The following is an 11,516-nucleotide window of genomic DNA, read 5'->3' as shown; positions in this document are numbered from 1 at the left end:
ATTAGTGAGCTTCCTTGTTATTGTTGTTTGAACCAATCAAATGCTGCACGGCCCGTTCCATCTTCATGAAACGGGAGCCCTTGATTAATACTGTTGCATCCGAACGGCCGGACAAATGCGCATCGAGCGCCGCCAGCAAACCGTCGAACTGTTCGAAATACTCCACGACCGTGCCTGATTCCTGGCTCGCGGCTGCCTGCGCCGGATTGACCAGATGGCGCGCCAGACCGCCCGTCGCCAGCACGTGTTCGATGCCTTTGGCGGCGGCGTAGGCGCCGATCTCTTCGTGGAACTGCTGCCCCTGCGTGCCGACTTCTCCCATCTCGCCCAGCACCAGGATGCGCGGTGCCGCTGCCTGCGCCAGCACATCGATGGCCGCGCGCGCCGAATCCGGATTGGCGTTATACGTGTCGTCGATGATGGTGGCGCCATTGGCGGCGCGTTTTTTCTGCAGCCGGCCGTTCACGGGAGAAAACGCCTCCAGGCCCTGCTTGATATGTTCTGGCGCGATGCCTGCGCCGATAGCGCATGCCACGGCCGCCAGCGCATTGCGCACATTGTGTTCGCCTGCCGCCTGCAAGCCCACGAAGAACTGGCGCAAGCCGCCGTCCTGTGCGCGCACGCTGACGAACAGATCGCTGCCAAAATCCTCGGCCGCGCGGTGCGTGCAGCTGACATCCGCCTCTTTCGACAGGCCGAAGGTAATGACGGCGCGCGCGCCGGCCAGTTCGCGCCACACGGGCGTGAACTCGTCGCCATGCGGGAAGACGGCCACGCCGTCATGCGCCAGGGCTGCCAGCGCGGCGCCGTTCTCGCGCGCCACCGCTACCACCGTGTGCATGAATTCCTGGTGCTCGCGCTGCGCATTGTTGACCATTGCCAGGGTCGGCGCGGCAATCGCCGCCAGGCGGGCGATCTCGCCCGGATGGTTCATGCCCATCTCGATGACGGCTGCCTTATGCTGTTCGCTCAGGCGGAACAGGGTCAGGGGCACGCCGATCTCGTTATTCAGGTTGCCGCGCGTGGCCAGGCGCGCCTCTTCACCAAAGGCTGCCGCCAGGATGGATGAAATCATCTCCTTGACGGTGGTCTTGCCATTGCTGCCGGTGACGCCGATGACGGGCAAATTGAAACGGCAGCGCCAGTGGTTGGCGATGCGGCCCAGCGCGGCCAGGGTATCGGCGACTACGATGGCCGGCACCTTGTCGCTGTCCCAGCCCGCCGGCAGGCGCTCGACCACCACGGCGGCGACGCCGCGCGCGGCCACCTGGTCGAGGAAATCGTGGGCATCGAAACTCTCGCCACGCAGGGCCACGAACAGCGAACCGGCTTGGGCGCTGCGGCTGTCGGTGGACACGCCGTCAAAAACGGCGTCGCCCGTCAGCTGTGCGCCGTCCAGCGACGGCATCAATTCAGCCAGGCTTGCGTGCATCAGGCTATCCATCAATTCGTCCTCATCATCGTCAGGCGCGCGGACAGGGCCAGCTGCGCATGGTCGGCATCGGAGAACGGCAGTTTCTTGCCCTTGATTTCCTGGTACGGCTCATGGCCCTTGCCCGCCAACAGGATCACGTCCGGCTTGGCCGCGTGCTTGATGGCCGACAAAATGGCCCCGGCGCGGTCTTCGATGGCTTGCGGCTGCGGACCGTCGGCACGCATGCCGGCGACGATCTGCGCGATGATGGCGTGCGGGTCTTCGCTGCGCGGATTGTCGCTGGTGACCAGCACGTGATCGGCCAGCTGCGCGATGGCGCCCATCTGCGGACGCTTGCCCGGATCGCGGTCGCCGCCGCAGCCGAACACGCACCACAGCTGGCCGCCCCGCTCCTGCGCCACCTGGCGCAAGGCAGCCAGGGTTTTTTCCAGCGCGTCAGGCGTATGCGCGTAATCGATGACGACCATCGGCGCTTCCTGGCCGCCCACCTGCTGCATGCGGCCCGGGGCCGGCTGCAGGGATTCGATGCCGTCGATGGCGGCGCGCAGACCGGTTCCGTGCGCCAGCAAGGCGCCCAGCACGGCCAGCGCGTTGCTGATATTGAAGTGGCCCACCAGCTGCGTCTTGATCAGCGCAACGCCCAGCGCGCATTCCAGATGGAAGTCGGTGCCGGCATTACGGCTGCGGAACTGGCTGGCGCGCAGCATCAGCACACCGGGCAAATCGGGCAAGGCGGCGGCATCCTGCAAGGTATAGCCGATGACCGGATACTCGCCCGCCAGCTTGCCGTCCACGTGGCGGACCAGGCGCAAGCCCATGGGGTCGTCCAGGTTGATGACGGCCGTTTTCAGGCCGGGCCAGTCGAACAGCTTGACCTTGGCCGCCTCGTAGGCTGCCATGTCGCCATGGTAGTCGAGGTGGTCGCGCGTCAAATTGGTAAACATGGCGACATCGAAATGCATGCCGGCCGCGCGTTCCTGGTCCAGGCCGATCGACGACACTTCGATGGCGACGGCCTTGGCGCCGGCGTCGCGCATGGCGGCGAGTTTGCGCGCCAGCAGCACGGCGTCGGGCGTGGTGTAGCCGGTCACGTCGAATTCGATGGCGCCGCGCGGCTTGCACAGGCCCACGCCCAGGGTGCCGATGACGGACGACGTTTCACCCAGGCGTGCCAGAGCTTGCGCCAGCCACAGCGCGCACGAGGTCTTGCCGTTCGTGCCCGTGACGCCGGCGCTGAACATGGCGCTGTCGGGCATGTCGTAAACAGCATGCGCCACGGGGCCAGCCAGGCGTTTCAGGTCGCCGACCAGCAGATGCGGCACATTCCATGCGGCGTTCCATTCAACGGCGTCATGCACGATGGCAGCGGCGCCCTGCTCGATGGCGGCGTCGATGAAATGGGTGGCGTCCGCATAGGCGAAAAACACGTCGCCGCGCTGCACGCGGCGCGAGTCGGACGTCAGCTGCCCGGACGGGGCAGCCGCTTTGATCCACAAACTGATGTCTTGTATGGTCATGAGTGACTTCACATGGCCTCCGGACCGGCATTGGCCGGGACCACGATTTCGGTAACGGAGGAATCGGGCGGTACGTTCATCGCGCGCAGCGCGTTGGTCGCAATCGCCGCGAAAGCGGGAGCGGCAACCTGGCCGCCATAGTGGGCAGGGCCGGTCGGTTCATCGATCATCACGGCAATGATGAAGCGCGGTGCCGACATCGGCACCATGCCCACGAACGAGCCGATATATTTGCGCGGCATCGCATAGCGGCCGTTTTCCACTTTATAGGCGGTACCCGTCTTGCCGCCCACGCGGTAGCCGGCGACCTGGGCGCGCTTGGCCGAGCCGTGCGCGCCGGAGACCACCAGTTCCAGCATGGCGCGCATTTCGGCGGCCGTCTTCGGCTTGATCACTTGCTGCCCCACGGGCAGTTCATTGACCTTCTGGAACGACAGGGGAATCGTGTCGCCGTCGCGCGCGAACATCATGTACGAGCGCGCCAGCTGGATCAGCGAGACGGAAATGCCGTTACCGTAGCTCATGGTCGCCTGTTCCACAGGGCGCCACGATTTATACGGACGCACGCGGCCGGCCACGGCGCCGGGAAAACCCCATTTCGGCTGCTGGCCGAAGCCCACCTTGGTAAACATTTCCCACATTTCCTGCGACGGCATGCCCAGCGCGATCTTCGAGGTGCCGATGTTCGACGACATTTCGATGATTTCGGAGACATTGATCACGCCATGCGGCTTGGTGTCGGTGATCGTGCGGTCGGCGATGGTATAGCGGCCCGGCCCAGTGTCGATCAGGGTGCCCGGCTTGACGCGGCCCGTGTCGAGCGCCAGCGAGACCGTAATCGGCTTCAGGGTCGAACCCGGCTCAAAAGTATCGGTCATGACGCGGTTGCGCAGCTGCTGGCCCGTGAGCTTGCGGCGGTCGTTCGGGTCGTAGCTGGGGTAATTGGCCAGGGCCAGCACTTCGCCCGTGTGCACGTCGAGCACCACGGCGCCGCCGGCCTTGGCATTGAATTTTTCCACCGCTTCCTTCAACTGCGTGAAGGCGATGTACTGGATCTTGCTGTCGACGGACAGGGTCAGGTCCTTGCCATCGTGCGGTTCGTGGATGAAGCCGATGTCTTCGACGATGTGGCCCAGGCGGTCCTTGATCACACGGCGGCTGCCGGTGGTGCCGACGAGGGTCTTCTGCTGCGCCAGCTCCATGCTTTCCTGGCCCACGTCTTCCACGTTGGTAAAGCCCACCACGTGGGTCATCACTTCGCCCTGTGGATAAAAGCGCTTGTATTCCTTGCGTTCGTCGATGCCGTCGATGCCCAGCTTGGAAATCTTGTCGGCCACGTCCATCTCGACCTGGCGTTTCAGGTAAACGAAGCTGCGGTCCGAATCGAGTTTCTTGCGCAATTCGTTGACGTTCATTTCCAGCAGACCGGCCAGCGCATTGATTTTTTCGGGCGATGCCTGCAGCACGTCGTCGGGAATGGCCCAGATGGCTTTCACGGGGACGGACGAGGCGAGCACCTGGCCATTGCGGTCGGTGATCTTGCCGCGCGTGGCCGGCAATTCCAGCGTGCGCTCATAGCGCGCCTTGCCCTGCTTTTGCAGGAACTGCGTCGAGACGCCCTGCAGCCACAGCGCGCGCGCGCCCAGGCCGGCGAAAGCGAAGAACAGCAGGAACAGCACGACGCGCGAACGCCAGACGGGCAGGCGCACCGCCAGTACGGGGTTCTTCGAGAATGGCACACCTTTCGATGCCGCCACCCGGCCGTTGCTGTTACCGCCCAACTTCATTATTCGCCCTCCGTCAGGTATTGCGTACGCGCCGCCGTCAGCGGCGTCATGCTCAGGTCGCGCCGCGCGATCGATTCGATGCGTTCATGCTTGCCCAAAGTGGACTGGTCCAGCTGCAGTTGCGCCCAGTCGATGTCGAGCTGGCGCGACAGCGCTTGCGCGCGCTCCAGGTCGATCAACAGGTGGCGCGACTGGTATTGCGCGTTCACCAGCGACAGGCCGCAGCACACCAGCAGGGCCGACAGCACGACACACAGCTTGCCAGTCATCGGGCGCCGCCGTTTGCAGGGGCGGCCAGCGGCAGGCGCTGCGCCACGCGCATCACGGCCGAACGCGAACGGGGATTCCCCTCGATCTCGGCGTCGGACGGCTTCATCTTCGAAATCAGCTTCATTTCCGGCTGCGGCAAGTCCACCGCGCGGATCGGCAGGCGGCGGTCAGGCTGCTCCACGTTCGCCTTCGAGGCGAAGAAGCGCTTGACCATGCGGTCTTCCAGCGAATGGAAACTGATCACGGCCATGCGCGCGCCGGGCGCCAGGCAGGCATACGCCTGGTTCAGGCCGATCTCGAGATCCTCGAGCTCTTTGTTAATGAAAATGCGTATGGCCTGAAAGGTGCGGGTAGCGGGGTCCTTACCCTTCTCGCGGGTCTTGACGGCGCCTGCCACGATGCCGGCAAGCTGTCGTGTGCTTGAAATTGGCTGGACTGCCCGGCCAGCAACAATCGCCTTTGCAATCTGAAAAGCAAACCGTTCTTCCCCATAATCGCGTATCACTTTCTCTAAATTCTGCTCGGTTTCCACCGCCAGCCATTCGGCCGCGGAGATGCCGCGCGTGGTATCCATGCGCATGTCCAGCGGTCCGTCGTTGCGGAAGCTGAAACCGCGCGCCGCGTCGTCGACCTGCGGCGACGAGATGCCCAGGTCGAGCAGGATGCCGTCCACCTGCTGCACGCCGCGTTCGGCCAGGCTGGCCGTCATGGTGGCAAAGCTGTCGTGGACGATTTCGAAGCGGGGGTCGCCGATCTGCTCGGCCGTGGCGATCGCCTGCAAATCCTTGTCGAAGCCGATCAGGCGCGCATCGGCGGCCAGGCGCGACAGGATCAATCGGCTATGGCCGCCGCGGCCAAACGTGCCGTCGACGTAAACGCCGTGCGCGCGGTCGCCCGACAGGTCGAGCGCATCGACCGCTTCATCGAGCAGCACCGTGCGATGCTGAAATTCCGGCACCGTGAGTTGTGTCATTACGGAGCCTTAGAAAGAAAAATTGGAAAGTACATCGGGGGTGCCGGCATCGATCGCCTGCTGTTCTTTGTCGGCCAACTTGGCGGCATCCCATATTTCAAAGTGGCTGCCCATGCCGATCATCATGACTTCGCGCGCCAGCCCGACGGCGTTGCGCAATTCAGGCGAGATCAGCACGCGGCCGGCCGAGTCCAGCTCGACGTCGACGGCGTTGCCGAGGAAGATGCGCTGCCAGGCGCGCGCCGACATGGGCCAGGCGGCGATTTGCTGGCGGTGGCTTTCCCACACGGGACGGGGGAAAAACAGCAGGCAGCCATCAGGGTGTTTGGTCAGGGTCAAGCGGCCTTCGCATTGAATCGCCAGCGCGTCACGGTGCTTGGCAGGGATAGACATCCTGCCTTTGGCATCGAGATTGATTGCGGACGCGCCTTGAAACACGGAAGACCTTTTTTGAGCTTGGGTTGCGACGCTTGCGCATCATGATGAAAAGGGAAAATTTCCCACAAAAACACACTTTTTCACACAGTTGCCCACTTTAGAGGAAGCAAAGATAGTGGTCAAGCGGTTTCCGATTGGCAAAACAGGAATTTTATTAATGAAATTAAGGACTTAGCGCATATCGTTGAAGGAGTCTCAAATAAAAATATATCGATAAATTAGATACTTATGAAAGATAGTGAATGTGCTACCTCATCTGCACACATGTGTTTTCCTACCGTAAACATCGAAAAAAACGAAATCGAAAAATTGAATTTTTTACAGTTAGTTGACGCATGACAATAATTTCGTCATCCAGACACAACAGCAATCAGCCGCAACGTAAGACTTGGTTTAAAGCAAAAAATAATCGTCCACGGCGCGTATCGGCCCTGTTTTCAGGGGTTGGCCTGACGCAGGAAAACTATTTTTGCAATGCAGCAATTAATTGCAAATAAGAAACTTTAACCAATTATTCACTTTTAGTTGTATATACAACTTTATCTTAAGTGCTATACTTTTAGAAACAAAAAAAGCCCCGTTGCGGGGGCTTTTGCGTGGCGCGCAGCAGGAAAAGCAGCCGCTGCCGAGGTGCTCCCTGGCAAGCCAGGGAGCAGGAATTCAAGTGAAGCAGGCCGGTAGGCCGGATTTTGTTACGGCGCCTTCCCTTGCAGGTCGGCGCTATGACAGTCATTCCTCTAGGCGCCAGATTACTCGGGCGCTCAAGCTTTCTACCCGCACGCTCCGCGAGCAGCATCATCGCGTGCCTATTTGAAATTGCACCAGGTGGAGGTTACCGCGTTTCACCGTAACTTAATACGCTCGTCTCTGTGGCCCTATTCCTCGCCTTATACCTTGCGGCTTTCGACGGACGGCCGTTAACCGTCACCCCGCTCTATGGAGTCCGGACCTTCCTCCCGCCAGCGCATTGCTGCGCCGGCCAGCGACTGTCTGGCCTGCTTCACCCGCCATTGTACCGCGCCGCAGCATGTTTCTGCAAAAAGGCCGGTACAGGCGCGGCGCCGCCCGCCGGGCGCCCTCGTCGTCACCCCGGGGGATTGTGTAATTCGGTGTCGCCATTTCAAAAGCCGGGCCAAATCGGCTCACATAGAATGAGGCAAGCTGCTTGCATGCAAGCGCATGCGCACCGCTTGCCCCATTTCTTTGCCACCCACTAGAATATAAAGAGCCGAACATGACGCAACAATCCCGTACCGGCGGCCAGATCCTGGTCGATGCCCTGCAGATCCACGGTGTCGACACCGCCTTTGGCGTGCCTGGCGAAAGCTACCTCGACGTGCTCGACGCCCTGCACGACTCGGGCATCCGCTTCATCATCAACCGCCAGGAAGGCGGCGCCGCCTTCATGGCCGAAGCCTATGGCAAGCTGACGGGCAAGCCGGGCATCTGCTTCGTCACGCGCGGACCGGGCGCCACCAACGCCTCGATCGGCGTGCACACGGCCTACCAGGATTCCACGCCAATGATCCTGTTCATCGGCCAGGTGGGCAATGATTTCGTCGACCGCGAAGCGTTCCAGGAAATCGACTACCGCCGCATGTACGGCCAGATGGCCAAGTGGGTGGCGCAGATCGACCGCGCCGAGCGCATCCCCGAATACCTGGCGCGCGCCTTCCAGGTGGCCACCAGCGGGCGTCCCGGCCCCGTCGTGCTGGCCTTGCCGGAAGACATGCTCATTTCGCTGGCCACGGTGGCCGACACGCGCGCCTACCAGCCGGTGCAGGCGGCGCCATCGGACGCCCAGCTGCAGCAGCTGCGCAGCATGCTGGCCACCGCGAAACAGCCGCTGGTCTTGCTGGGCGGCACCACCTGGACGCCGCAAGCGTGCGCCGACCTGCAACAGTTCGCGGAAAGCAATCACCTGCCCGTCGCCTGCGCCTTCCGTTTCCAGGACTTGCTCGACAATGCCCACCCGAACTACATCGGCGACGTCGGCATCGGCATCAACCCGAAACTGGCCGCGCGCGTGAAAAATGCCGACCTGGTCATCGCCATCGGCCCGCGCCTGGGCGAAATGACGACGGGCGGCTACACCCTGTTCGACTCGCCCGTGCCGCGCCAGCGCCTGGTGCACATCCATACGGATGCCGAGGAGCTGGGCAGCGTCTACCAGGCCGAACTGATGATCAACAGCGGCATGCCGCAAGTGTGCGCCATGCTGGCCGCCATGGCGCCCGTCGATGCTGCCGCATGGAAACATACGCCGGCCGAAGCGAAGGCCGAGCTGGCCGCCTACCAGGAGCGCCCGCCCATCTTCCAGGATGGCCGGGCGCCGCTGGACCTGTGGCAAGTGACACAAGAGATCATGGCGCAGGCACCTCTCGATACCATCCTGACGAACGGCGCCGGCAATTACGCCTCGTGGGCGCACCGCTTTTACCGCTACGGCGCCATGCGCACGCAGCTGGCGCCGACCAACGGCGCCATGGGCTATGGCGTGCCGTCCGGCGTGGCGGCGAAGATCGTGCACCCCGAGCGCACCGTGATCACCTTCGCAGGCGACGGCGAATACATGATGAATGGCCAGGAATTGGCCACCGCCGTGCAATACCAGGCGGGCGTGGTCATCATCGTCTTCAATAACCAGATGTTCGGCACCATCCGCATGCACCAGGAACGCGATTACCCGGGCCGTGTATCGGGCACGACCCTGCACAACCCGGATTTTGCGGCGCTGGCGCAAGCGTATGGCGCACATGGCGAAGTGGTGGCTACGACAGAAGAGTTCGCTCCTGCCCTGCGGCGGGCGCTGGCACACGCCAAGGCCAACAACTTGCCGGCCTTGATCGAGCTGCGCTACGACGGCAACCTGATCACGCCGAACGCGACCCTGGCCACCATCCGCGCCACGGCGGAAAAGGCGCAAGCGGCCAAATAAGCCCCTTGCAGCGCTGAAAATAGCAAAGGCCCGGTCGATACCGGGCCTTTTTCTTTTTCACAGCGGCAATCGCTCAGGCAGCGGGCGCTGGCACGCTTTCCTCGGCAGGCACTGCCTCGGCGGGCGCCTGCGGCATCGGCGGGCATGGCGTGCAGTTTTTTAAAGGACGGCCGAAATCGCGCACGCGGCTCAGCTTCATGGGCATGCGCACGTTGCCGCCGCAATAATCGCCTTCCAGGGTCAGGGTCTGGCCGTCCTTGGAAAACTTGCCGACGATGGTGCGCTCTTCGCTGTCGGCGCCGGCGATGGTGAAGTCGAAGGCGCCCGTGGCGGCGTCCAGGTTGACGTCGTTGGCCACGATGGGCCAGCTCAGGGCGCCTGCCGTGAATTCATAGATGACGGAATCGGCCTCGGCGAAGCGATGCAGCGTCACGCGCTGGCCGCCGATTTCGCCACTATCCTTTTGCAGGCACAAGTCGGAATAGACGGCCACGCCATAGCGCTCCAGTCCGGCCGGCTTCTTGCCCTTGACGGCAGCGACAGAGGCGCCTGTGGCGCCAGCGAACAGCAGCGCGGCCAGCAAGACAGCCAGGCGCGGCGAAGTGGATGAATACATGGCATTCCTTTACTTGAGTAACGGCGCCATTATAACTGGCGCCGCCAATGCAAAAACGCGCCGCCAGGACTAGCCTGGAGACGCGTTTCCTTGCTTATCAGCATCCCCGAAGGGATGCTGACAGCGGTACTAAGCTTCGCTTGCGCGAATATTAGAACGAGTGACGAACGCCAACGTTGAAGGCTTTGTCGCCCGAACCAACGTTGCTGTTGTTACCAACAGTGTAGGTAGCGTTGTTTTTGTTCTTGATCTTGGCGTACGAAGCGTAGGTGCTGGTGCGCTTCGACAGAGCGTACGAGTAGCCCACTGCCCATTGATCAGCATCAGCGTTAGCAGCGGTTTTGTCGTTCGTGCGGATGAACGAAGCCATCACGGTGCCAGCTGGGCCAACAGGTACGGTTGCGCCGACCAGGATGTTGTTGCTGTCGGTGCTAGCAGCAGCTGGAGCGTAGTTGTAGTAGTTGTTGCCGTTAGCATCAACACCTTTGTTATTCAACTGGGCGCTCTTCAGGCCTTTGTTTGCGCCGTATGCGACGTAAGCTTTAACAACTGCGAAGTCGTAGTTAGCTGCAGCCAACCAGTTACGTGCGCTAGCGGCTTGAACGCCGATGTCGTCGTTGCTGGTGTTGTTGTAAGCCAGACGTGCGTTCAAAGGACCGTTCGAGTAGCCAGCCGACGCGCCGATTTGACGGCCGTACTTGTTCGACTCAGCTTTTTCGCCGAAGGTGTAAGCCACGTCAGCGTCAAAGCCGTTGAAGTTTGGCGAGGTGTACAGCACGGTGTTGCTGGTGCGGGTGTTCGCTGGGAACAGGTTCTTGGCGGAACCAGCGTAGCCCACTGCGAATGGATCAGCAACTTTCGACAGGGTGTTGTACCAAGGGGTGTATTGACGACCCAGGGTCAGGGTACCGCTCGTTTTGCTGCTCAGACCTACGTAAGATTGACGACCGAACAGGCCTTCGTCTTTACCTTGCGCGCCGTTGTCCACGCCGAAACCAGCTTCCAGAACGAACAGAGCCGACAGGCCGCTGCCCAGATCTTCGGTGCCTTTGAAGCCCAGACGGGAAGCCGAAGCAACGCCGCTGTCCAGTTTATTCACGGAGCCAGCTTTGCCGCCGCGCTCGCTGACGAAACCAGCGTCAACGGTACCGTAGATAACAACGCTCGATTGAGCTTGGGCTACGCCGGTGGCTGCTGCCAGAACTGCCAGGGTGATCAGAGTTTTTTTCATTGCGATTTCCTTTAATTTTGAAGCAAAAAGTAATACAGCCTATGCATCTCGAGCTGCGCTCTAACAGAGCGCTTTTTATGAGTGAGGGCAAGGTCTCCACCTGCCACATTGCTGTTCCGGTCAGGGGAACAATTCATATCGGTATCGGCACGCTATTGCACCGATAAGCTTGAAGGCTGCAGAGCGACCGTATTTTCATGCGCCGGTTCGGTGCTCAAAGGGCACCGGAAGCGGCACTATAACGACCGTTTCACATTCCATCAAGTTCCAACATGTTACTTCCGGTACCAGGCCGAGTGCGTTTTCAGGCA

The 11,516-nt window shown here is 61.6% G+C and carries 9 protein-coding genes and 1 other RNA gene; 1 reads left to right on the top strand and 9 read right to left on the bottom strand.

Annotation, left to right across the window (positions count from 1 at the left end; genetic code table 11):
• Position 1: 1 nt before the first annotated feature.
• From murF to rnpB, 7 genes are all read right to left on the bottom strand, one after another.
• A complete protein-coding gene (gene murF, locus O3300_RS27055; RefSeq protein WP_305054650.1) occupies positions 2–1,432 on the bottom strand; it encodes a UDP-N-acetylmuramoyl-tripeptide--D-alanyl-D-alanine ligase in 1,431 nt (476 codons plus the stop codon).
• Positions 1,433–1,443: 11 nt separating this feature from the next.
• On the bottom strand, positions 1,444–2,952 hold the full coding sequence (locus tag O3300_RS27050) for a UDP-N-acetylmuramoyl-L-alanyl-D-glutamate--2,6-diaminopimelate ligase (protein WP_305054619.1): 1,509 nt from the start codon (positions 2,950–2,952) through the stop codon (positions 1,444–1,446).
• Between the two features lie 8 nt (positions 2,953–2,960).
• Positions 2,961–4,739 (bottom strand): penicillin-binding protein 2, encoded by a 1,779-nt coding sequence (locus tag O3300_RS27045; protein WP_034748891.1) that lies wholly within the window; start codon positions 4,737–4,739, stop codon positions 2,961–2,963.
• Positions 4,739–5,008, bottom strand: a complete 270-nt coding sequence (gene ftsL, locus O3300_RS27040; RefSeq protein WP_034748894.1) for a cell division protein FtsL — start codon at positions 5,006–5,008, stop codon at positions 4,739–4,741. Before ftsL ends, O3300_RS27045 begins: the two co-directional genes overlap by 1 nt.
• Complete coding sequence (gene rsmH, locus O3300_RS27035) at positions 5,005–5,982, bottom strand: 16S rRNA (cytosine(1402)-N(4))-methyltransferase RsmH (RefSeq protein WP_099665434.1); 978 nt, start codon at positions 5,980–5,982, stop codon at positions 5,005–5,007. Before rsmH ends, ftsL begins: the two co-directional genes overlap by 4 nt.
• A gap of 9 nt (positions 5,983–5,991) precedes the next feature.
• The gene (mraZ, locus tag O3300_RS27030; protein WP_034748899.1) at positions 5,992–6,420 is read right to left on the bottom strand and encodes a division/cell wall cluster transcriptional repressor MraZ; all 429 of its coding nucleotides are present in this window, start codon (positions 6,418–6,420) and stop codon (positions 5,992–5,994) included.
• Positions 6,421–7,082: 662 nt separating this feature from the next.
• Positions 7,083–7,422: RNase P RNA component class A (gene rnpB / locus O3300_RS27025), an RNA gene on the bottom strand.
• Positions 7,423–7,654: 232 nt separating this feature from the next.
• Here rnpB and O3300_RS27020 point away from each other — a divergent pair.
• The gene (locus O3300_RS27020; RefSeq protein WP_305054618.1) at positions 7,655–9,358 is read left to right on the top strand and encodes a thiamine pyrophosphate-binding protein; all 1,704 of its coding nucleotides are present in this window, start codon (positions 7,655–7,657) and stop codon (positions 9,356–9,358) included.
• 73 nt (positions 9,359–9,431) lie between these two features.
• On the opposite strand, the gene O3300_RS27015 is transcribed toward O3300_RS27020, so the two are convergent.
• A complete protein-coding gene (locus O3300_RS27015) occupies positions 9,432–9,974 on the bottom strand; it encodes a hypothetical protein (RefSeq protein ID WP_305054617.1) in 543 nt (180 codons plus the stop codon).
• Between the two features lie 151 nt (positions 9,975–10,125).
• Positions 10,126–11,205, bottom strand: a complete 1,080-nt coding sequence (locus O3300_RS27010; RefSeq protein ID WP_099665437.1) for a porin — start codon at positions 11,203–11,205, stop codon at positions 10,126–10,128.
• Positions 11,206–11,516 lie beyond the last annotated feature (311 nt).

Origin of the sequence: Janthinobacterium sp. SUN206 (assembly GCF_030587305.1) — a bacterium.
Lineage (GTDB): Bacteria > Pseudomonadota > Gammaproteobacteria > Burkholderiales > Burkholderiaceae_D > Janthinobacterium > Janthinobacterium kumbetense.
This window is presented reverse-complemented; position numbering and strand designations above follow the sequence as displayed.

Coding starts and splice junctions, on each gene's coding strand:
- murF (WP_305054650.1), bottom strand. CDS start 1,432: ATGCACGCAAGCCTGGCTGAATTGATGCCGTCGCTGGACGGCGCACAG.
- O3300_RS27050 (WP_305054619.1), bottom strand. CDS start 2,952: ATGACCATACAAGACATCAGTTTGTGGATCAAAGCGGCTGCCCCGTCC.
- O3300_RS27045 (WP_034748891.1), bottom strand. CDS start 4,739: ATGAAGTTGGGCGGTAACAGCAACGGCCGGGTGGCGGCATCGAAAGGT.
- ftsL (WP_034748894.1), bottom strand. CDS start 5,008: ATGACTGGCAAGCTGTGTGTCGTGCTGTCGGCCCTGCTGGTGTGCTGC.
- rsmH (WP_099665434.1), bottom strand. CDS start 5,982: ATGACACAACTCACGGTGCCGGAATTTCAGCATCGCACGGTGCTGCTC.
- O3300_RS27020 (WP_305054618.1), top strand. CDS start 7,655: ATGACGCAACAATCCCGTACCGGCGGCCAGATCCTGGTCGATGCCCTG.
- O3300_RS27015 (WP_305054617.1), bottom strand. CDS start 9,974: ATGTATTCATCCACTTCGCCGCGCCTGGCTGTCTTGCTGGCCGCGCTG.
- O3300_RS27010 (WP_099665437.1), bottom strand. CDS start 11,205: ATGAAAAAAACTCTGATCACCCTGGCAGTTCTGGCAGCAGCCACCGGC.